The sequence below is a fragment of the Microbacterium croceum genome (assembly GCF_023091245.1).
Lineage (GTDB): Bacteria > Actinomycetota > Actinomycetes > Actinomycetales > Microbacteriaceae > Microbacterium > Microbacterium croceum.
This window is the reverse complement of sequence record NZ_JAHWXN010000002.1, coordinates 575811-596023: the sequence shown is the minus strand read 5'-3', so window position 1 is coordinate 596023 and position 20213 is coordinate 575811. Positions and strand designations below refer to the sequence as shown.

Below are 20213 nucleotides of genomic sequence, written 5' to 3'. Positions count from 1 at the left end.
GCGGGGAGCGCATGCCGAAATATCGCCCTGAACAGGGATAAACAGGCGATGAATGTCGGTGCCCCCGGGTTGGATGAGGGGCATGGACAACGCCGAGGAGATCCTGGAGCAGGTCGTCAGCGACCTGGATCGGGCCCTGAGCGCGGGCTCCTTTCAAACGTTCTCGGATGACGCCAAGATGCGAGTGCTGCGGCTCGCAGGAGACGTCCAGCGCAAGGCAGATGCCATCGTCGTCGAGACCGTGGCCTCGGTGGCCGCTCGGCCGTCGGGGTCGGGAGATCCGGCGTTCTGCGGCATGTTCGGATGCCGCACGATGCATGAGCTCCTGCAACGTGTGCTGAGGGTCGATGCCACGGGCGCGAGCCGTGTCGTTCACGCTGCAAGGGCCGTCCACCGTGAGGTCGAAATCTCATCGGGAAGCGTGCAGCCTGCGCGCTGGCCCGCGCTGCGGGAGGCGCTTCTTGACGGGTCGGTCGGAATCGCGGGGCTCCTCGCGGCGATCGGCCCGCTCGAGAAAGCTCAGCGTCGGATCTCGGACGAGGCGCGAGCTCAGGCTGACGCGCAGCTCGCGCGTCTGGTGCGCGGTGTGCCTGTCGGTGATGACGAACCCGGGGTCCAGAACTCTATTGAGGCGGCACCGGTGACGACGCCGGAGGATCTGCGGATTCTCGCGCAACGGATCGTGATGTTCCTCGATCCGGACGGGGCCGAACCCGCGGAGGAGATCGCGATGCGGGGGCGTGGGGTAATCCTGGGCCGGGCGAAGAACGGGCTGATTCCGATCCGCGGAGACCTGTTGCCGGAAACAGCGGGGCAGCTGCAACGGATCTGGGACGCGTACCTGAACCCGAAAGTCGACGGGCCTCCCATGCCGGGGGTCCGGTTCGTGCCGTCTGACAACGGGGACGCACAGTACGCGCGGGAGGAACGGGATGCTCTGGACGTGCAGGACAGGGCGGATCGGGACGGTGGTGTGTTGCCGTCCGGGGATCCAGGCGGCATGGTCGACCCGCGCACCCGGGCGCAGAAGCAGCACGATGCGTTGGCGGCGGTGCTGGGGATCGCGGCCCGGCATGACGAGATGCCGAAGCTCGGTGGGGCGGCGCCGACGCTGATCGTGTCCGTGACGGCGGAGGCCTATGCGACCGGCCGAGGGTGGGCGCACATCGACGGGATCGACACGCCGACCACGATCGGCACGGCCCGGCACACCGCCTGCGGAGGCACCATCCAACGGGTGTTGTTCGACCCCGAAGGTCGCATCGTCGGCATCGGGAGTACCGACCGCATCTTCACCACTCCTCAACGCCGCGCGATCACGCTCCGCGACAAAGAGTGCCTGATCCCCGGGTGTCATGTCCCCGGCTCGTGGTGTGAGATCCACCACGTGCAGGAACACTCCCGCGGCGGGCGGACGCACACCGATAACGGTGTGACGTTGTGCTGGCACCACCACCGCACCCTGGACTCGTCCGGGTGGGAGATCCGTATGGACAACGGTCTCCCCGTCGTCCGCGGACCCGCCTGGTGGGACCCCGCACGACGATGGCGCACACCACGACCCACAGGCGACGCCGCGTTCGCCGCCACGAAGAGACGGTAAGCGCTGGGTGGTGAGCGCTGGGGTGGTGGGCTCTGGGGTGGTGGGCTCTGAATGAGTGAGTGCTGAGACAGTCACGACGTTCTGCCCCAGCGCGCGTCCGTCTTCGTAGAAGGTTCGCGTGCCCGTGGCCGGGGTCCGTCTTCAGAGGGATGTGCGGCCGCGACGCGTGTGCTGCAGTTGAACCATGGAGTTGATTCATCGAAGAGGAGAAGTGGGTGTTCGCGGTGTTCGGCGGCTGCGGCTGGCGCTGCGGCTCACCAGTGCCGGTGCGATTGTCGGTGCGGGCATAGCCGTCGTCTGGTTCGGGTTCGCTGCCGCCGACGGGTCAGGCGTTCAGATGGCTGTGGCGAGTGCGATGTTCGCAGCAGTCGCCAGCGGGTGGTCGGGAGTCTTCGCAGCGATCATGGCGAAGGTGAAGTCGAACCAGTCTGCTCCGTCCTGACCGAGTTTGCTCGTCCCGCCGATAGATGATGCCCGCCCACATCACCCGCGCGCGAGCAACTCCTTCCCGGCCCGGCCGGTCGAGTCGGCAGCCTGCTCATGGCTCTCCCGGCTCGGGCCGCAACGACGGGGTCCACCGCCCGCTGAGCCGCCTCAGAAGATGCTGATCACGAGATGATGACCTTCGTCGGCTGCTCTGCGGTGCACCGACGCGAGGGCGTCCCACGCGTCGGTGAGTTCGCGACGAAGGACGTCAGGATCGTCGTCCCACACATTCGGGTAGATGCCGGCCTCAGCGAACGCCGCGAAGTCGGCACCACCGATCACCTCATCGCGATCCAGCGATTCCAGCGCCTCGATGATCGTCTGCAGCTCGTCGTTCTCGGTGCAGCCCACGAAGTCCTCGCCGTCGAAGACGTGCACGCCCACGACCGACTCGCTCAGCGGGTCATCGTCACGCGGGGTCGCAGCCGACACGCCGGTGAGCAGAAAGTGCAGACCATCCCACATCTTGTCGAGGTAGACCGTCGGAGAGCCACCCGATTCGAGCTCCTCCAGCGTCGAGACGAGCACTTCCGGCGCCAGCGACACCAGGCGGTCGAGTGTCCGCTCATCCACGAGTGTGTAGGCCGCGCGCATCCCCATCAGAGTCCCTCCGAATGCGTATCGATTCCCTTCGACTCTACGTCGAGCATGCGACGCCGAAGGACGGCTGCGGGGCGCCACGATCAGCAGGAAGATCCGTGGATGGCGATCAACCACGGATGCGGCGGGATCTCGCCATCGACGGGTTCCCTCGTGGAACCCGTGGTGAACATGCGCTGAACACTTCCGTATTGCGGCGTTCGCTCCCCTCTCGGGTTGAGAGAGTCGTTGGCAGACACTGCTCCGACCCGGAAAGACCCTGATGGCGCTGCGCACTCTCCCTCTCTTCGGCGACCTGCTTCGGATCGCGCGTCCGCGAAGGAACCGCATCGTCACCAGCCCTGGCGCACAGATCGCGACCTCGTGACCGGGAGCACCTCGTGGGCACGCTGCTGATCAGACCACCCGGCCATCGCCGGGATGTCGCCCTGCGCCCCGCCGCCACCGCGATGGTGTGGATCGGCGAGGGGCACCCGCACGAGATGATCGCCGTGCCGGGCGTCGCGCTGGGTGATGCCGATGTGCTGGTGGCGGTGGAGCTGTCGACGATCTGCGGATCGGATGTGCACACCGTGCAGGGGCGTCGTTCCGCGCCGTCGCCGCTGGTGCTCGGCCACGAGAGCGTCGGACGCGTGATCGCGATCGGCGACGAGGGCGCGCTCGCCGTGGACGGCACGCCGCTGCGCATCGGAGATCGCGTGGTGTGGTCGGTGACCGTGTCGTGCGGGCGCTGCGACCGGTGTCTGGCGGGGATGCCGCAGAAGTGCCGGGACCTCGGCACCTACGGCCACGACCGCATCGGCGTGCACGGCGACCTCGCCGGCGCCTTCGGCAGTCACATGCAGCTGCGCGCGGGAACCGCGATCGTGCGGGTGCCCGAGGCGCTGCCAGCCGCGGTCCTCGCTCCCGCCGGCTGCGCGACCGCGACCGCCTGGGCCGCGGTGGCCAGGGCGGCCCAGGGGAGGGAGCTGGAAGGAGCGAGGGTGCGGATCCACGGCGCCGGACTGGTCGGCCTGTCCGCCGCGGCGATCGCTGCGGATCAGGGCGCCCTCGTCGAGGTGCTCGATCCGAACTCTGACCGCCGCACGCTGGCGACCCGGTTCGGGGCGACCGCACTCGACCGGGAGCCGGATGTCGTGATCGAGGCCTCTGGCCATGCCGTCGCCGACGCGCTGGCCGGGGTCGCAGTCGGCGGCACCGTCGTGCTGGTCGGCAGCGTCTTGCCCGCCGATCCGGTGCCGATGGATGCCGAGAGCATCCTGCGACGCCTGGTCACGATCACCGCGGTGCACAACTGCACCGGCGCCGAATTGGCCGCCGCGGTCGGGTTCCTCGCAGGCCCCGGTCGCGCGTATCCGTTCGCCGACGCGGTGAGTGCGGTGCGGGCGTTGGCCGAGATCGACGACGCCCTGCACGCGGCGGGGGCACCGGGTGCGCCCCTGAGGATCGGCCTCATTCCCGGCCGCTGAGCACACGCAGGTTCGCGCGACACCACGGCCGCGATAGGGTCGCTCCGCCCCGGAAGTCGTGGCCGCGAGTGTCAGGCGAGGGGGAAGCGCGGGGAAGCGCGGACCCGACTCAGGTGGTGCGGTCGTCGGCTGCGGAGGCTGCCGCGTCGGCGCTGTAATCGGGACGCGGCGGCTGCAACTCCTGGTCGTCGTACTCGCCGCCCTTGCGTCCGCCGAACGGGCGACCGTGGTCGGCGAACTCCTCGCGTGCGAACACGAACGTCCAGGGGCCGGCGGTGAACTGAGCCCCGGTGCGGAGCGTCTGCGCGTCTTCAGCCTGGTGGGTGCCGTCCGTGCCGGCGCTGGCGCTGGTGCTGCCCTCGCCATGCAGCGTCAGCACGTACTCGTCGCGCTCATCGTGGGTGATGGTCGCGTGCACCGGGTCGGTGTCGGCGAGCCGCAGCTCGTTGCCTTCGGCGGATCCGATGCGGACGACATCCACATCGAGCAGATACTCGGTGCGCTCCTCGTCGCGCGTGATGCGCAGGCGCGGATCTCCGGCGCCCCACTCCGCGTGAGTGGTGGTCGGGGTGTACCCCTGCTCGGGTGTCTGCGGATCGCTCATCCTCATCGCCTCCTCGGCTGGTGGATCACCGACTCTAGGGGCTGCGGTGGTGCGGATGGAGGGGGTTGACTTCGCGTCGCGATGGCGGCATGGGCGCTTTGCCCTGACGCGGGCGCGGGCAGGGGCGACGCGGACGCGGGCAGGGGCGCGACGCGCGCGGTTCCCCGCGCGTAGTGCAGGATGTCGCGGCAGCACTTACGCTACGCAGAGGGGAAAGTGTCCGACCGGCCGAAAAAGCCCTGCCAGAGAAAGAGATCATTCCGCATGGGCAAGTTCATCTACGAAGGCGGCGTGAAGACCGAGATCGAGGATCGCGCTCTCACACACCTGCAGCTCGTGATCACGGCGAAGCTTCGTCGCGGAGAGCCGTTCCCGTTCAGCTGGCGCGAAGACGCGAGCGTCGGTGGAGGACGCACGACGGTGTGGATCCATCCGGGCAGCTCACTCGTCTTCAAGTACTTCGGCAGTCGCCAGCCCTCCATCAACCGGGCCTGGATCGAAGCGCTCGCGTTCACCGCGAACGCGCCGTCCGGCCTGTACCTGGCGCCGGAGCCGGCCGAGGGCGGCGAGGGTCCGAGGACCGGCGAGAATCCCGTGACTCTGCCCGGCTGATCACGTGGCACTACGGCTGATCACGCGGCACTGCGGCTGATCACTCGGCACTCCGAGCGCGAGAACCATCGCCGCACCGGGCAGATGCTGTCAACCCCCTGGGCGAGGACGGCCCCTTCGTCGAGAGTCGGAAGACACCTCGACGAAGGAGATCACGATGACCGACACCCCCGTCGACCCCCGTCATGCCCACCGCGAAGACGGCTTCCCCGATCAGCGGCAGTCGCAACCAGGGCTCACCGCGCAGACCAGCCCCACCCCTGACCACGGCGAATCCAGCTACCGCGGGCACGATCGGCTGCAGGGCCGCCGTGCGCTGATCACCGGCGGAGACTCCGGGATCGGCCGCGCCGTCGCGATCGCCTTCGCCCGTGAGGGCGCCGATGTCGCGATCGTGCACATGCCGGAGGAGCAGGGCGACGCCGATGAGACGATCGCCCACATCCGCGACGCGGGACGCACGGCTCTCGGCCTGTCGGGCGACCTCCGTGACGAGGACTTCGCGACCGGTGTCGTGGCGCAGACGAGAGCAGCGCTCGGCGGCCTCGACATCCTCGTGCTGAACGCCGGGTACCAGCACGACATCGATGGCTTCGAGACCCTGAAGACCGAGGACATGCGGCGAGTGTTCGACACCAACCTCACCGGTCTCGTGCAGACGGCTCGCGCCGCGTACCCCGACCTGGCTCCGGGCGCGAGCATCATCGTGACGGCCTCGGTGCAGGCGTATCAGCCCTCGCCGGGGCTCATCGACTACGCCATGACCAAGGCCGCACAGGTGGCGTTCGTGAAGGCGCTCGCCGAAGAGGCGGGTCCGCGCGGCATCCGCGTGAACGCGGTGGCCCCCGGCCCGATCTGGACGCCGCTGATCCCGGCCACCGGATGGGACGCCGAGCGGCTGGCGACCTTCGGCCAGGACACCCCGCTCGGACGCGCGGGCCAGCCGGCCGAGCTCGCCGGAGCCTACGTCTACCTCGCCTCGGACGAATCGATGTACGTCTCCGGGGCTGTGCTCCCGGTGACAGGAGGCAAGCACCTCTGAGTGTCGAGTGGACGCGGGCGATGCCGATGCCCCACGCTGGAGTACGTGCAGCAGTCAGCGTCGTCCCGTCCTCTCGTCGGCGTCGCTCTCGTCATCGGCTCGTGCCTGTCGCTGCCGTTCGGCGCCGCCGTCGCCGCGCAGCTCTTCCCGGTGCTCGGCCCCTGGGGCGTGACCTCGCTGCGCGTCGCGATCGCCGCGCTGCTCCTGCTCGTCATCGTGCGCCCGCGTCCCCGGCGCTGGACCAGGCCGCAGTGGATCGCGGCCGTGCTCTTCGGCTTCTCGCTCGCCGCGATGAACGGCTTCTTCTATGCCGCGATCGACCGCATCCCGCTCGGACCGGCCGTCGCGATCGAGTTCCTCGGCCCCCTCGTCCTCGCCGCTGTCCTCACCCGCCGGTTGGCTGATGCCGCGTGGGTCGGCCTCGCGCTGGTCGGCATGGTGCTGCTGGGCGTCGACGGGCTGATCGGCGCGGAGCCGCTCGACCCGATCGGCGTCGTGTTCATCCTGATCGCCGCCGGATTCTGGGCCATGTACATCCGCACGAGCGCCCGCGTAGGAGCGCTGATCCCCGGCAGCGGGGGACTCGCGATGGGACTCCTCATCGCGGCGCTGCTGCTCGCGCCGGTGGGCGTGCCCGCCGCGGTCACCGTGTCGGGTGACATGCAGCTGCTGCTTCTCGCGGCCGTCACAGCGGTGCTGTCCTCGGTGATCCCGTACAGCTTCGAGCTCGCGGCGCTGCGCCGGCTGCCGCAGCGCGTGTTCGGGGTGCTGCTCAGCTTGGAGCCCGTCTTCGCGACGCTCGCCGGGTGGCTGATCCTCGGCCAGAGCGCGACGCCGCTGCGGATGCTCGCGATCGCCCTGGTCGTCGCCGCGAGTGTCGGGGCCACCCTCGGCATCCGCCGCCGTTCACGAGCGGATGCCGAGGAGACCCGAGCGGATTCCCGGGATGAGGGCGATCCCCCCGCCGTCTTCACCGGGCCGATCCCCCTGCCGGACTGAGCGGCCGGGGGAGCCGTCAGGCGGCCACCCGCGCAGGCGTCGCCACCGGGAGCGGGTAGCGGCGGCGCAGGATCGCCCGCTGTGCGAGCGTCCACACCACGGTCACCGTGAGATACAGGGCGGCGGCCAGCGGGACGAACGCCGCGAAGACCGCGGTCAGGTAGTGCAGAGCGCTCATCATCCGCGCCATCGCCGGGGAGTTGAGGGGTGAGTCGTCCTCGACGGGTGCGGGACGGAACACCCGTCTGGTGACCTCGGCGACCGCGATCATGATCGCCAGCAGCGTGCCGAACACCAGGAACGTGGCAGGGGTCGCGGTGCCGCCGAAGATCGCGGACACCAGGCTCGTGCCGAGCGGGGCGCCGAACAGGTCGTGGGTGAGGAGTTCGTTGGGGTGCCCGGCGATCTCGGGACGCAGGAACAGCGTGTACAGGATGCCGACCACCGGGGCCTGCGCCAGCACGGGCAGCATCCCCGCGAACGGCGAGGTGTTCTCGGAGCGGTACAGCGCGAGCGTCTCGCGCTGGAGTCGTTCGGGGTTCTTCTTGTGGCGGCGCTGGATCTCGCGCAGCTTCGGTGCGAGGCGTGCCCTGGTCAGCTCCGCCTTGGCCTGCGAGATGCCGACGGGAATGAGCAGAGCACGCACCAGGAGTGTGACGAGGATCACGGCGGCGGCGGATGCGGCACCGCCGGCGAGGGGTTCGAGCAGGGACGAGAGCCCGGCGAGGGCGCCATAGGCGGCGTCCAGGAGGGCAGCGAGAGGTGGGAAGGCGAAGAAGTCCATCAGATGTCCGTTCGAGAGGTCGGGAAGGGTCGGCGAAAGCCGCGCGGTCCCGGTCGGAACGGACTACGCGGCGGTCGCGACTCCCGGCGCTCGCGGGCGCGGGTGCCCCGCGGCATCCGGATCGCTCTGCGAGAGGAGGGTGGAGACGTCGATGGCTCGCCAGGGATGCGGCGCGGTACGGCCCGTGGCCCGCTGCAGGCTCAGGACCAGCGCGAGCGTGAGAGCGGTCACGGCGATGAGGGCGATCGCGAGGCCGAGAGCGGCGGCATCCGGGACGGAGACCAGGCCGAGCGCCGTGAGGACGATGCTCAGCATCTGCCCGAACCACTCGCTCATGTGCGCTCTCCCCTCTGCTGCGAGGGTAGCACCGGGCGCGGGACGCCGGGCGGTCGGGCATCGGCGGATGGGGCGTCACAGCCGGCGCTCTGGCGTGCGGTGCGGCGTAGCCTCGACACATGAGTGATCTGCGCGACCTGGTCGGCATCGAGCATCCGATCGTCCTCGGCCCCTTCGGCGGCCTGTCGTCGGTGCCGCTGACGGCGGCGGTGAGCGAGGCCGGCGGTCTCGGTTCTTTCGGGCTGTACGGCTATGACGGCGATCGCATCCGGCAGACCGGAGCCCAGCTGCGGGCGGCGACGTCTCAGCCTTTCGCAGTGAACATCTGGCTCCCCATGGGCGATGAGGTCGCGCCGAACGCCCAGCATGCGATCTTCGCGCAGGCGCTGCAGCCGTTCTTCGAGGCGGTCGGCGAAGAGCTCCCCGCACGACCCGAGGCGTACCTGCCCTCGCTCGACGAACAGCTCGAGGCGGTCTGGGACGTGGCGCCCGCTGTGCTCAGCGTGGTGTTCGGCGTGCCGTCGGAGGCGCTGATCGCGGAGGCGCATGACCGCGGCGTCCGGGTGATCGGCACCGCGACCACGGTCGCGGAGGCGGTGGCGCTCGCCGAGGGAGGAGTGGATGCCGTCGTGGCCACGGGCGCGGAAGCCGCCGGCCATCGGGTCTCGTTCCTCCGCACCGCCGAGGAGTCGCTGGTCGGCACGTTCCCGCTCGTCCCGCAAGTGGTCGACGCGGTCGATGTGCCGGTGATCGCCGCCGGGGGCATCTCCGACCGCCGCGGGGTGGCCGCCGCCTTCGCTCTGGGTGCGCAGGGCGCTCAGATCGGCACAGCCTTCCTCGCCACCGCGGAGTCCGCGATCACCGACGCGCACCGCGAGGCGATCCGCCGTACCGCGGCCGATGAGATGGTGCTGACCAGGGCCATGAGCGGACGCCTCGCCCGTGGAGCCCGCAACCGTGCCGTGCGCGCGATCGAGGCCAGCGGCACGATCGCCCCGTTCCCGATGCAGAACTGGCTCACCGGGAAGTTCCGCGCCGCGGCGGGACAGCAGAACCTGGGCGAGCTGCAGTCGCTGTGGATGGGGCAGGCCGCGCCGCTCGCACGCTACGGCACGGCGGCCGAGGCGTTCGCCGAGCTCGTGGAGGGGGTTCCCGCCCGGTGACCGTGCGCGTCGGTCGTCGTCAGAGGATGACGGTCGACTTGCCGTGCACGATCACGCGGTCCTCCGCGTGCCACTGCACGGCGCGGGCGAGCACCAGGCGCTCGACGTCGGCGCCACGGCTCTGCAGCTGGGCGGCCGAGTCGGAGTGCGTGACGCGTGTCACATCCTGCTCGATGATCGGCCCCTCGTCGAGGTCGGCGGTCGCGTAGTGCGCGGTGGCGCCGATCAGCTTCACGCCGCGCTCCTTGGCCCGGGCATAGGGGTTCGCCCCGATGAAGGCGGGCAGGAACGAGTGGTGGATGTTGATCACCGGGGCATCGAGCTCACGGATGAAGTCGTCGGTGAGGATCTGCATGTAGCGCGCGAGCACGACCAGATCGACATTGCCGCGCAGCAGTTCGAGTTGACGCTGCTCCATGGCCTGCTTGTCGCCCGAGGGGATGTGGACGAACGGCACCCCGAAGGACCGCACGGACTCGGCGAGGTCGGGATGGTTGGACACCACCATGGTGATGTCGATGTCAAGCTGCCCGCGCTGCGTGCGCCACAGCAGCTCCATCAGGCAGTGGTCGTACTTCGAGACGAAGATCGCGACGCGCTTGCGGCGGGCGGTGTCGTGCAGCGACCACTCCATGCCGAAGCGCTCGGCGACCTGGGCGATGTCCGCCTCGAGCGCCGGGCGCGCGGCCGCCAACCCCTCGAGGTGGATGACGGTGCGCTGGAAGAAGCGCCCGCCCTCGGAGTCGGTCGAGTGCTGGTCGAGCGAGATGATGTTCGCGCCGTGCGCGGAGAGCACTCCGGCCACCGCCGCGACGATGCCGGGCTGGTCGTCGCAGGCGATCAGGAGGCGGGCGGTATCGGGCTGTGACATGAACGCTCCTCGGGGATGTGCTTCGATTCTGCCGTGGATGCGCGCCACCGGACGAATCGTGGACGACTCGATACCCTGAGTCCGTGAACGCGGGCGACGTAGGACTGGTGCTGATCCCTCTGCTCGCTGTCGCCGCGCCGCTGCTGGCGCGCGGCGTCCGGCCGATCGTGCGGGTCCCGATCATCGTGTTCGAGCTCGTGCTCGGCATCCTCGTCGGGCCCGCCGTGCTCGGCTGGGTCGAGCCGCACGCCCTGCTCGAGAAGCTCAGCGACTTCGGCCTGGCGATGCTGTTCTTCGTCGCCGGTTCCGAGATCGACTTCCGCGCCGTGGCCGGACGACCCGTCATGCGCGCGTCGCTCGGCTGGGTGATGAGCGTCGCCCTCGGCATCGGCGTCGGGTTCTTCTTCGCTCCGGGCGAGGGCATGGTGGTGATCGGCATCGCGCTCAGCTCCACCGCTCTCGGCACGCTGATGCCGATCCTGCGGGATGCGCGCGAGCTCGACACCCCTTTCGGCAAGGCGCTCACCGCCATCGGAGCGGTCGGTGAGTTCCTGCCGCTGATCGCGATCTCGATCTTCCTCAGCACCCGCACGACTCCGGTCGCCGCGGCCGTGCTCCTCGCGTTCGTGCTGCTCGCGGTGGTGGCGGTGGTGGCGGCCCACCGCGTGCCGCACGGCCGGCTGCACGCGATCGTGCGCGCCACGCTGCACACCTCCGATCAGTTCGGTGTGCGGTTCGTGCTGCTGCTGATCGCGGCGCTCGTGGGACTCAGCGTGATGCTCGATCTCGACATGCTGCTCGGTGCCTTCGTCGCCGGAGCCGTGTGGCGCATCATCATGGCACGCGCGCCGAAGAAGGATGCGGAGGCGGTGGAGAGCAAGCTCGAGGGGATCGCGTTCGGGTTCCTCGTGCCGATCTTCTTCCTGTACACCGGCGTGAACTTCGATCTGCAGGCGCTGCTGAGCTCGCCGGCCGCGATGGCGCTGGTGCCGCTGTTCCTGATCGCGCTGCTGGTGATCCGCGGTTCCGCCGCGCAGTTCTCCGCACCGGACCGCGCGACGGTGCGCGACCGTGCGGCTCTCGGGCTCCTCACCGCGACGGGCCTGCCGATCATCGTCGCCGTGACCGCGATCGGCGTGGATGAGAAGATGATCGAGCCGGGTACTGCAGCCGCTCTCGTCGGCGCCGGCATGCTGTCGGTGCTGTTCTTCCCGGTGCTGGGGATGCTGCTGCACGGAGACCGTGACCGGATCGCCGGCCGACGTCCCGCCGACGAACTTCCGCAAGGAGAACTGTGATGACGGCATCCGCTCTGCTGACGCAGGCCGCCCACGACCTCGTCGGCGCCCCGCAGGAGGGGCTCGGCGAAGAACGCGAATCCCGGTGGCGCGGCCGGCGCATCGTGCGGGTCGGGGCCGCGTGGCACCTCGGCGTGCTGCTGCTCACGGAGACGCACGCCTTGGCGACCGCCGAGGTGCTGCGCGCGGCGGACCCGGGCCGGCGGGGCTACACCGCGGAGTCGGCGCGTGAGCGCGCGGTGCGCCGAGAGGAAGCGTTGCGGGGCGGCTTCGCCGAGGGCGAGGTCGTGCACGTCGGCTGGAGCATCATCGACGTCGATGCCGTGGACGCCGGCGGATCCTCCGGGCCGCTCGCCCTGATCGATGGGGTGCCGCAAGTGCGCTGGAGTGCGGCCGGAGGGCACATGCCGCTGGGGGCATACCTGCGTGAACGGGTCGAGCTGTTGCGGGGTTCGGCGGGCTGAAGTCGGGCGTGCGGTCGGAGCCGAGTCGGCCTCAGGCGAAGGTGTCGGCGAACCGGCGCAGGAGCGCCGCGCCCTCGGTCACGGACGCCGTCAGCACCTGGTGCTGCACGCGGTCGAACTCCTCGGGGTCGAAGTAGCCGGTCGTGCGGTAGAACGTCATCCGATCGGCGAAGTCGCGGGGCGTGGGCTCGGGGTGGAACTGCGCCGTGTACAGGTGCGTGCCCACGCGGTACGCCTGCACGGGGCAGGAGTCGTTGGTCGCGAGCAGGGTGGCGCCGGCGGGCAGTGCGACCGCGCTCTCCTTGTGGGCGGTGAACACCGTCAGGGCAGGGGAGCTGGGACCGAAGACCGGGTCGACCGCGCCGTCGGCCGTGGTGCGGATGACCGTGGCACTCGCGGCCTCCGGGGTCGCGGTGGTCACCTCGCCGCCGAGCATGCGGGTCACGACGCCGATGCTGAAGCACGTGAAGAACACGGCGATGTCACCGTCGATCGCCCGACGCGCGATGCGGCGCAGGTCGGACTCGACGCGCAGCTGCACCTCGTCCTTCACGGGGTCGCTGACGTTGAACGGGGAGCCGCCGACGACCACACCGCGGTAGCGCGCGAGACGTGCGGGGTCGAGCGGCTCGTCGAGCAGATCGAGCCGATCGACCGCCTCGGCGCCGAGCGCACGACGGAACGACGCATGTTCAGCATCCGCCGCCCCGCGCTCAGGACGCACGCAGACGTAGAGAAGCGAAGCCATCCGGCGATTCTAACGATCAACGGGGGAGGCGAGAACGCCGTCGCGCTCGCACCGTGTCCATGACTCACGAAGAACCGAGCGCTCGGGGCACTTTTCCGGGCGTGCGGTCATCGAACCGGTACGGATCTCCTGAGTTGCGGATGCCCGGTCAGCGCGAGGAGTTCGCGGTGCGCCCGCGCACGATGCCCACGAACGTCTCGACATCGTCTGTCGTACGGTCCCGCGGCCAGACCAGGGCCACGGTCGACGACGGGCCGTCGGCCAGGGGACGGTAGTCGGCGTCCTTGCGGTGGTGCAGACGTGCCAGCGACATCGGCACGATCACGATGCCGGCTCCAGAGGCGGCGGTAGCGATGGCGTCGGCAGTGGTCTCGAGTGCGGGGAAGTTCGGGCTCACCGTGCCGGGGAGCTCGAGCGGACCGAGCACGTCGTCGCGCGGGACGATCACGACTTCGCCGGTGAGATCGGCCGTGGAGAGCTCGTCGACCGCCAGGAGGTGCGAGTCCGCGCCGGCGACCACGACCGGAACCTCGTCGTAGAGCGGGATGATGTGCAGCGTCGGATCGACGAGCGGCAGCCGCACCAGGGCCGCATCCAGATCGGCGAGTGCGGCGCGCTGCTCGGCGGCGGAGATCGGCACGAGCTCGAGTCGCACGTGAGGCATCCGCTGCTTCCACGCGTCGATCCAGCGGCCGGGAGTGGCACCGGGAACCGCTCCGAGGCGGAAGAGATGCGGCTCCTCCGGTGCGCTGCGTGGGGCGTCGAAGACGACCTTGGCCTGTGCTTTCGTGCGGGACTTCGCGGCGGGCTTCTTCGCGGCCCCCGCCCTGCCGCGACGCGCGGGCGTCGCTCCGCCGGTGCGCCGCGCCGGTCGCCGTCCCTGAGTCGCCATGTGATCCAGAGTATCGGGCGCCGGGCGGCGCACCCGTGTCATCTCTGGGGAGCAGCGCGGCGCTGGGCGTGGCGGATCAGTCCGACCGCGCCGCTCACCAGGATCAGCACGCCGATCGTCAGCAGCACGAGCGAGTAGACCGTGTTCGGAGTCAAGGTCGTGATCCAGTCGGCTGTGCTCGCGCGCCGGTCGTCGTCGGTGAGGGTCCAGATCCCGAACGCGGCGATCGCGGCGAACAGCAGCCCCCAGACGATCGCCGCGCCGCGGGTGCGCGGCGGCGTCGGTTCGGCGGAAGCCGCGGATGCAGAGGCGGAGTCTGCGGTGGATGACACCGCAGCCGTGGCCGCAACGGGGGCGGAGTGCGCCGTTCCGTCGTCGGCGGGAGGGGGAGCGTACTCCGTCTGCACCTCGCCGTTCACGTCGGCCTGCGTGGGGGACGGCAGAGCGGCAGCATCCGCGATCGGTCCGGGTGTCACGGCCGTCGCATCCGTCTCGCCCACCGCGTCATCCAGGGGGCTGGTCGGGGTGGTGTCGGCGCTCATCGCTCTTCCTCCGTGCTGTCGTAGATGATGACCCGGACATCGCCGGAGGTCTGGGTGATCGTGACCGGTTGTCGTGTCCGCACCGGAGTGTTCTCGGCGGCCGCTGTTGCGACGGCCGTCTGGGTTCCGTCCTGCTGCCCCACCAGCGGCCAGATGCCGGAGTCGAGCACGGCACCCGTGTCGGGGTCCGTGCGCATCCAGGTCACGCTTCCGGTGCCCAGGGTCGCGCTGAGCTCGAGCTCCACTCCGGGCTGCACATCGATCCAGGTCTGTCCGGTCCCCTTATCGATCACGATCGGGCGCGGTGCGTCGTCGTGAGGCAGGAGTGTGACGTTGAGGTCGCCGAACGGCTGGCGCACGTGCGAGGACTCGACGTTCGACACCGAGGCCCAGCCGAGGGTCAGGTCGTCGAAGGTCGCGAACGAGCTCGCGGTCACGCCTCCGGCCAGCGTGAGAATCGTGAGGAAGGCGAGGAAGCCGCTGCGACGGCGGAACAGACCGGCGACGATCATGCCCACCGCGAGCACCAGTGCGGCGGACAGCAAGCCCAGAGCGCCGGCCGTCGGGCCGCCCGTGAGTCCCACGGCCGCGCCGACCACCAGTGCCAGCCCCATCGCGGACGCGACGAACGCGAAGCTCGCGCGCGGGTTCGACGCCCGGCGGAGGCGGCGACGCTCCGCTGCCTCGGTCGCGAAGGTCGCTGCGGCGGCCTGGCGCTCTCGGCGCAGTTGGTCGCGCGCGGCACGTTCGGCGTCCTGCTGCTGTCGGCGCCAGGCCTGATCCTGCTCCCGCCAGGCGGCATGCTGCGCGCGCCAGGCGGCGAGCTCTTCGGGGTTCTGGGTGCTCGCGGGGAGCGGAGTGGGGGCGATCGGTCGCTCGGCGGCGGAGAACGCGTGTTCTCCGGCGGCGTCAGGCGCAGGAACCGCGGGGAGCGGCGGTGTCGCACCCGCGCCCTCGGCGGTACCCGAATCGCCGAGGGTCGCGGATGCTCCCGGAGCCGCGGAGTCGGGCGAAGCCTGCCCACTCGACGCGGAGACATCCGGGGTGCGGCTCGCAGCACGCACGATCAGGAAGAGCAGGCCGCCGACCACGACCAGTCCGGCGATCCAGCCGAAGACGGACAGGGCCGACCAGCTCTCGTAGCCGAGGCCGAACAGGCGGCCGCTCAAGGGTGCCGTCGGGATGAGGCCGACGACGGCCATGCCGAGGATGCCGAGCTGCACGGGCTGGAAGTCCCGGTTGAGCAGGTCGCGGGCGTGGATCCGCCCGTCGGCATCCGGCAGCAGTGCCCAGGCGAGGGCGTAGAGGAAGATCACCGGCAGCCCGAACAGCGCGGCGATCACCAGCACACCGCGGACGATCAGCGGATCGATGCGCAGTCGGGCCGCGATGCCCGCGGCGATGCCGCCGAGCCAGCCGTCGGAGCGTGCGATGCCGAGACCGGCGAACCAGAGGAAGAAGCGCTCGGCAGAGGGAGAGGCGGCGTGCGGAGTGCGGGTGCCGGCGGCGGGATCGGTCGCGTCGGCGGCAGGCGGAGGCGCTGTCGGAATCGTCATGCTTCGATACTGTCCGCCACCGGCGCGCGCCGACCATGGGGTGAACCCCTGAGCGACCCCTGATCTTGTCCGAGGGAATCCCCCCAGGGCGCCGGCGGGTGATTGGATGGGCGACATGTCCTCTTCCGCGCCGCCCGCCTCCGCGCGCCCTCCCCGTGTCGCCGCGCCTCCGCGCCCGGCGCTCACCAGGGACCGCGAATGCCTGGTCTCGGGCGTCAGCGCGGGCCTTGCGCGTCACCTCGGCGCACCGGTGTGGATGATCCGCGCGCTCTTCATTGCGCTCACCCTGTGCGGCGGCGCGGGAGTGCTCCTGTATGCCTGGTGCTGGGTGTTCACGCCGTGGACGGATGCCGCGCCAGACACGGTCGCTGACGGCACCGAGGGTGAGCCTGCGGCGGCTGCGTCGGCAGGCGGGTCCGCTCCGTCCCGACGGGTGCCGGTGGCCTGGATCCTGCTGGCACCGGCCGCACTCGGGGTGCTGATCCTCGCGTCGTGGTCGGTGGGCGGGAGTCCCACCGGCAGTGTGCTCTCGCAGGCGCCGGCTGTGCTGACGGCGACGGCATCCGTGGTCCTCGCGACGGCTGCAGGGCTGTGGGCGACGCTGATCGATCGCACCGACACCGCTCGCGGCCCCCGGCACACCACCGTGGTCCGTATCCTCGCGGTCGCGTTGCTCGTGGTGCTCTTCTTCGTGCTGCTGTCTCGCGCCACTGGCGGCATCCAGTTCCTGATCGCGCTGCTGCCGCTGGCCGGCATCCTGGCTGTCGCCTCATCGACGCTCATCCATCGCTGGCGGGATCTCGCCGGGGAGCGCACCCGCCGTATCCGCGAAGAGCAGCGCAGCGAGATGGCCGCGCACCTGCACGACTCGGTGCTGCAGACACTCGCACTGATCCAGAACCGGGCGGGAGCCTCGAGCGAGGCGGCTCGCTTGGCCAGGGCGCAGGAGCGCGAGCTGCGTGCCTGGCTGTACGACGGAGATGCACCCGCCGACAGCGACCTGCCCACCGACCTGCGCGACTACGCGGGCGCGCTCGAGCTCGACTATCCGGTGCGGATCGACGTGGTCTCCGCCGGATTGTCGGCGGAGCGCGCGAGCGGGGAGCTGGCCGCGGCGGCGCGGGAGGCGATGGTGAATGCCGCACGGCACGCGGGTGGAGAGATCTCGGTCTACATCGAGGGCAGCGCCTCGGGCGTCGACGTCTTCATCCGCGACCGCGGCGCCGGGTTCGACCTCGACACGGTTCCGAGTGATCGGCTCGGTGTCCGACAGTCGATCATCGGACGCATGCGCCGCGCCGGAGGCAGTGCCACCGTGCGCAGCACCGACAGCGGCACCGAGGTGCACCTGACCTTCACGACGACGGGGGAGAACCGTGGCTGACCGCGTGCGCGTGGTGATCGTCGACGATCACTCGATCTTCCGCTCCGGCCTCCGCGCCGACCTCGACGACAGCGTCGACGTGGTGGGGGAAGCAGCCGACGTGCCCTCCGCGATCGCTGTGATCCGTGAGACGGTTCCCGACATCGTGCTGCTCGACGTGCACCTTCCCGGTGGCAGCGGTGATGACGCCAGTGGTGGGGAAGCCGTGATCCGCGGCAGCGCGCCCACGACGTCGAAGTTCCTCGCACTCAGCGTCTCGGACGCGGCGTCCGACGTGGTGCGGGTCATCCGTGCCGGTGCGCGCGGCTACATCACCAAGGGGTCGTCGGGCGTCGAGGTCAGCAGCGCTGTGCATGCGGTGGCCGGCGGCGATGCGGTGTTCTCGCCGCGGCTGGCGGGCTTCGTCCTCGACGCATTCGGCGCGGTGTCGGGGGAGACCGCGACCGCGAACGACGAGCTCGACCGGCTCTCCGCGCGAGAGCAGGAGGTCATGCGCCTCATCGCCCGCGGTTACGCCTACAAGGAGGTCGCCGCGGAACTGTTCATCTCGATCAAGACGGTCGAGACGCACGTGTCCGCAGTGCTGCGCAAACTGCAGCTCTCCTCACGGCATGAACTGACGGCGTGGGCCTCGGAGCGGCGGCTGCTGTAGCGGCCGCGCTCCGGGGCAGGGTGGTTCAGGCGGCGAGCCAGAGACCCTTGGGGTTCGTGGCCACCGTGAGACCGGCCGCGACTGTCTCGTCGTCGCCGATGCGGGCTCCTCGGACGATGCGGGCACCGGCGCCGACGTCGGTGCGGACGCCGACATACGCGTTGTCGCCGATCGCCGCGCCCTGGCCGATGTGGGCGTGCGCCTCGATGTGCGCCCCTTCGCCGATCACGGCATCCGGTTCGATCCACGCACCCCGTGCGATCGTCGCCCCGGCGCCGATGCGCGCACCCGGTTCGATGTAGGCGCCGGCTTCGATGTGCGCCTGCGGGTGCACCTTCGCGCCGTGCGCGACCAGACCGCGACCGTTCGCGTGCTTGCGATACCGCAGCGTGGCGCCCTGGTCGTTCTCGATGTCGATGTAGTTCTTGCCCACGATTCCTCCCGTGCTCCGGAGATTCCCCGGATATATGCATAACCATGGGACTGGCGGATTCATTCCCTCGCCGGGATGCTGGTCACCGCTGGCACGAGGGGCACCAGAAAGTGATCCGTTCCCGGGTCGGATCAGCGCCCTGTTCACCCCGTCGGATGCGGGTTCCGCAGCGGCGGCACGGCTTTCCCGCGCGGCCATAGACCCACGTGGCCTGGCCGGGGCGATCGATGCCGGTGAACGTGCGTCCTGAGCGGTCGCGGTTGGCGCGGATGGTGCGCACGCCCAGGTCGATCAGCGCGGTGGTGTCGACCTCCGGTGTCGGGGTGGTCGGCAAGATTCCGCGGAGGAACAGGAGTTCTGCGGCGTACTCGTTGCCGAAGCCCGCGACGTTGCGCTGGTCGAGCAGGGCGACGTGGATGCTGCGGGTGTCGGCGCTGAGACGACGCACGGCCTCGGCCGCGTCCCAGTCCGCAGCGAGCGGATCGGGGCCCAGATGGCCGACCAGCTGACTCTCGTCGCGCGTGGGAACGACCTCGATCTCGGCGATGTCGACACCGACCGCCTCACGCTCGGCGGTGCCGACGATCGCGCGCACCTTGAAGGCCGGATGCCGCCACTTCTCGCCCGGCCGGTAGACGAACCAGGCGCCGTCCATGCGCAGGTGCGAATGCAGGGTGCTGTCGCCGATCCGCAGCAGCAGGTGCTTGCCGCGCGCCGCCACGCCGTGGATCGGCTGACCGGTCAGATCGACCGTGGCGGCCTGCGGCACGCGCAGGTCGAAGCGGGTGGCGATGGAGCCAGCCAGTGCCTCATCGAGTCGTCGCGCCGTGCGGAAGACGGTGTCGCCCTCGGGCATCAGCGGAGTCCCGTCGGCGGTTCGTGGGGCCCTGAGCCCGGGATCCTGAGCTCGACGAAGGGCGACGAGCCCGGCGCCGGCGTGGGCGTGCGCTCGGTCATGGTGCGGGCGAGCATCGTGGCACCGGCCACGGCCGCGGGCATGACCGCGACCGCGCCGCCGGGAATGAGGAAGCACAACTGCGTCGCGACACCGAAGCCGAGCACCCGCGCCCTGCTGCCGCCGAACAGCGCCGCACGGTCAGCGGGGCTGAGGTCGCGGGCGTCGAACGCGCGACCGGTCAGCTCGCGGGCCAGCATCCGCCCGGAGAGCACGATACCGGCGACGGGGCCGAGGAAGCCGCCGATCAGGGGGAGCAGCCCGAGCACGAGCACGAGGATCGCGATCAGCAGACCGAGCAGCACGAGGCGAAGGCCCTCGCCGACCGTGGTCCAGAAACTGCCGCCGTCGGCCGGAGGCGCATCGCCGAGGTCGCGCTCCACGGCGTGCCAGATGCGCTGATAGAACGGGTCGCCGATCGTGAGGGTGAGGGCGGTGAAGACGGCGCCCGCGAGGGCGAGACCGGCCGCGATGATGACGAGGCTGACCGCGCCGCGCAGCAGTCCGCGCCACGGCTCGATCCAGCCGTCGGCGAAGGGTGTGATCCAGGTCGAGATCGACCCGGTGCCCAGCACGAGGGGCACCAGCACGGCGGCGAGCACGATGATCGCGATGACCGCGGGGATCAGACCGAGCGCCATCAGGCCCGGCCGCGTGCGCCATAGTCCGAAGCCGCGCAACAGGAGACGCACGCCGGTGGTGAACTCTCGGATCATGGCT

The 20213-nt window shown here is 70.5% G+C and carries 23 protein-coding genes; 11 read left to right on the top strand and 12 right to left on the bottom strand.

Annotation, left to right across the window (positions count from 1 at the left end; all coding sequences use genetic code 11):
- Window positions 1–82: 82 nt before the first annotated feature.
- Window positions 83–1603, top strand: a complete 1521-nt coding sequence (locus KZC51_RS16990; protein ID WP_247631185.1) for an HNH endonuclease signature motif containing protein — start codon at window positions 83–85, stop codon at window positions 1601–1603.
- Window positions 1604–1814: 211 nt separating this feature from the next.
- Window positions 1815–2045, top strand: a complete 231-nt coding sequence (locus tag KZC51_RS16985) for a hypothetical protein (protein WP_247631184.1) — start codon at window positions 1815–1817, stop codon at window positions 2043–2045.
- Between the two features lie 152 nt (window positions 2046–2197).
- Here the strand turns inward: KZC51_RS16985 and KZC51_RS16980 are convergent, their stop codons facing one another.
- Entirely contained in the window at window positions 2198–2683 is a 486-nt protein-coding gene (locus KZC51_RS16980) for a YfbM family protein (protein ID WP_247631183.1), read from the bottom strand.
- Between the two features lie 386 nt (window positions 2684–3069).
- Between KZC51_RS16980 and KZC51_RS16975 the strand changes: the two genes are divergently transcribed.
- A complete protein-coding gene (locus KZC51_RS16975) occupies window positions 3070–4158 on the top strand; it encodes an alcohol dehydrogenase catalytic domain-containing protein (protein WP_247631182.1) in 1089 nt (362 codons plus the stop codon).
- Window positions 4159–4267: 109 nt separating this feature from the next.
- On the opposite strand, the gene KZC51_RS16970 is transcribed toward KZC51_RS16975, so the two are convergent.
- Window positions 4268–4762: an FHA domain-containing protein gene (locus KZC51_RS16970; protein WP_247631181.1), complete on the bottom strand. Its 495-nt coding sequence runs from the start codon at window positions 4760–4762 to the stop codon at window positions 4268–4270.
- Between the two features lie 264 nt (window positions 4763–5026).
- Here KZC51_RS16970 and KZC51_RS16965 point away from each other — a divergent pair, with 264 nt between their 5' ends.
- The 3 genes from KZC51_RS16965 (at window position 5027) to KZC51_RS16955 (ending at window position 7415) form a co-directional block, all read left to right on the top strand.
- Window positions 5027–5374: a DUF7882 family protein gene (locus tag KZC51_RS16965; protein ID WP_247631180.1), complete on the top strand. Its 348-nt coding sequence runs from the start codon at window positions 5027–5029 to the stop codon at window positions 5372–5374.
- A gap of 157 nt (window positions 5375–5531) precedes the next feature.
- A complete protein-coding gene (locus KZC51_RS16960) occupies window positions 5532–6416 on the top strand; it encodes an SDR family oxidoreductase (RefSeq protein WP_247631179.1) in 885 nt (294 codons plus the stop codon).
- 45 nt (window positions 6417–6461) lie between these two features.
- Window positions 6462–7415 carry an EamA family transporter gene (locus KZC51_RS16955; protein ID WP_247631178.1) on the top strand — a complete coding sequence of 318 codons (954 nt, stop codon included), beginning with the start codon at window positions 6462–6464 and terminating at the stop codon, window positions 7413–7415.
- 16 nt (window positions 7416–7431) lie between these two features.
- Here the strand turns inward: KZC51_RS16955 and KZC51_RS16950 are convergent, their stop codons facing one another.
- Both KZC51_RS16950 and KZC51_RS16945 read right to left on the bottom strand, forming a co-directional pair.
- Window positions 7432–8199, bottom strand: coding sequence for a YidC/Oxa1 family membrane protein insertase (locus tag KZC51_RS16950; protein WP_247631177.1), 768 nt, complete (start codon window positions 8197–8199; stop codon window positions 7432–7434).
- Between the two features lie 63 nt (window positions 8200–8262).
- Entirely contained in the window at window positions 8263–8535 is a 273-nt protein-coding gene (locus KZC51_RS16945) for a DUF6412 domain-containing protein (RefSeq protein WP_247631176.1), read from the bottom strand.
- A gap of 119 nt (window positions 8536–8654) precedes the next feature.
- On the opposite strand from KZC51_RS16945, the gene KZC51_RS16940 reads away from it, so the two are divergent.
- Complete coding sequence (locus tag KZC51_RS16940; RefSeq protein ID WP_247631175.1) at window positions 8655–9698, top strand: NAD(P)H-dependent flavin oxidoreductase; 1044 nt, start codon at window positions 8655–8657, stop codon at window positions 9696–9698.
- 19 nt (window positions 9699–9717) lie between these two features.
- On the opposite strand, the gene purU is transcribed toward KZC51_RS16940, so the two are convergent.
- Window positions 9718–10569 (bottom strand): formyltetrahydrofolate deformylase, encoded by an 852-nt coding sequence (gene purU, locus KZC51_RS16935; protein WP_247631174.1) that lies wholly within the window; start codon window positions 10567–10569, stop codon window positions 9718–9720.
- Between the two features lie 83 nt (window positions 10570–10652).
- Here purU and KZC51_RS16930 point away from each other — a divergent pair, with 83 nt between their 5' ends.
- Window positions 10653–11867 carry a cation:proton antiporter gene (locus tag KZC51_RS16930; RefSeq protein ID WP_247631173.1) on the top strand — a complete coding sequence of 405 codons (1215 nt, stop codon included), beginning with the start codon at window positions 10653–10655 and terminating at the stop codon, window positions 11865–11867.
- A complete protein-coding gene (locus KZC51_RS16925) occupies window positions 11867–12331 on the top strand; it encodes a glutaminase (protein WP_247631172.1) in 465 nt (154 codons plus the stop codon). The genes KZC51_RS16930 and KZC51_RS16925 overlap by 1 nt, the downstream gene beginning before the upstream one ends.
- Before the next feature lie 31 nt (window positions 12332–12362).
- Here KZC51_RS16925 and KZC51_RS16920 read toward each other — a convergent pair whose 3' ends face one another.
- The 4 genes from KZC51_RS16920 to KZC51_RS16905 all read right to left on the bottom strand — a co-directional run bounded on the left by KZC51_RS16920 (window position 12363) and on the right by KZC51_RS16905 (window position 16069).
- Window positions 12363–13079, bottom strand: coding sequence for a glutamine amidotransferase-related protein (locus KZC51_RS16920; protein ID WP_247631171.1), 717 nt, complete (start codon window positions 13077–13079; stop codon window positions 12363–12365).
- Window positions 13080–13227: 148 nt separating this feature from the next.
- Window positions 13228–13971 carry a LysR family transcriptional regulator substrate-binding protein gene (locus KZC51_RS16915; RefSeq protein WP_247631170.1) on the bottom strand — a complete coding sequence of 248 codons (744 nt, stop codon included), beginning with the start codon at window positions 13969–13971 and terminating at the stop codon, window positions 13228–13230.
- 38 nt (window positions 13972–14009) lie between these two features.
- Window positions 14010–14513, bottom strand: coding sequence for a hypothetical protein (locus KZC51_RS16910; RefSeq protein ID WP_247631169.1), 504 nt, complete (start codon window positions 14511–14513; stop codon window positions 14010–14012).
- Window positions 14510–16069 carry a PspC domain-containing protein gene (locus KZC51_RS16905; protein WP_247631168.1) on the bottom strand — a complete coding sequence of 520 codons (1560 nt, stop codon included), beginning with the start codon at window positions 16067–16069 and terminating at the stop codon, window positions 14510–14512. Before KZC51_RS16905 ends, KZC51_RS16910 begins: the two co-directional genes overlap by 4 nt.
- Before the next feature lie 115 nt (window positions 16070–16184).
- On the opposite strand from KZC51_RS16905, the gene KZC51_RS16900 reads away from it, so the two are divergent.
- Together KZC51_RS16900 and KZC51_RS16895 are read left to right on the top strand one after the other, a co-directional pair.
- Window positions 16185–17453: an ATP-binding protein gene (locus KZC51_RS16900; protein ID WP_247631167.1), complete on the top strand. Its 1269-nt coding sequence runs from the start codon at window positions 16185–16187 to the stop codon at window positions 17451–17453.
- Window positions 17446–18105: a LuxR C-terminal-related transcriptional regulator gene (locus tag KZC51_RS16895; protein ID WP_247631166.1), complete on the top strand. Its 660-nt coding sequence runs from the start codon at window positions 17446–17448 to the stop codon at window positions 18103–18105. Before KZC51_RS16900 ends, KZC51_RS16895 begins: the two co-directional genes overlap by 8 nt.
- Before the next feature lie 25 nt (window positions 18106–18130).
- On the opposite strand, the gene KZC51_RS16890 is transcribed toward KZC51_RS16895, so the two are convergent.
- From KZC51_RS16890 to KZC51_RS16880, 3 genes are all read right to left on the bottom strand, one after another.
- Window positions 18131–18538: a DapH/DapD/GlmU-related protein gene (locus tag KZC51_RS16890; RefSeq protein WP_247631165.1), complete on the bottom strand. Its 408-nt coding sequence runs from the start codon at window positions 18536–18538 to the stop codon at window positions 18131–18133.
- Between the two features lie 82 nt (window positions 18539–18620).
- Window positions 18621–19394, bottom strand: coding sequence for a DNA-formamidopyrimidine glycosylase family protein (locus tag KZC51_RS16885; RefSeq protein ID WP_247631164.1), 774 nt, complete (start codon window positions 19392–19394; stop codon window positions 18621–18623).
- Complete coding sequence (locus KZC51_RS16880) at window positions 19394–20209, bottom strand: EI24 domain-containing protein (protein ID WP_247631163.1); 816 nt, start codon at window positions 20207–20209, stop codon at window positions 19394–19396. Before KZC51_RS16880 ends, KZC51_RS16885 begins: the two co-directional genes overlap by 1 nt.
- Between the last annotated feature and the right edge of the window lie 4 nt (window positions 20210–20213).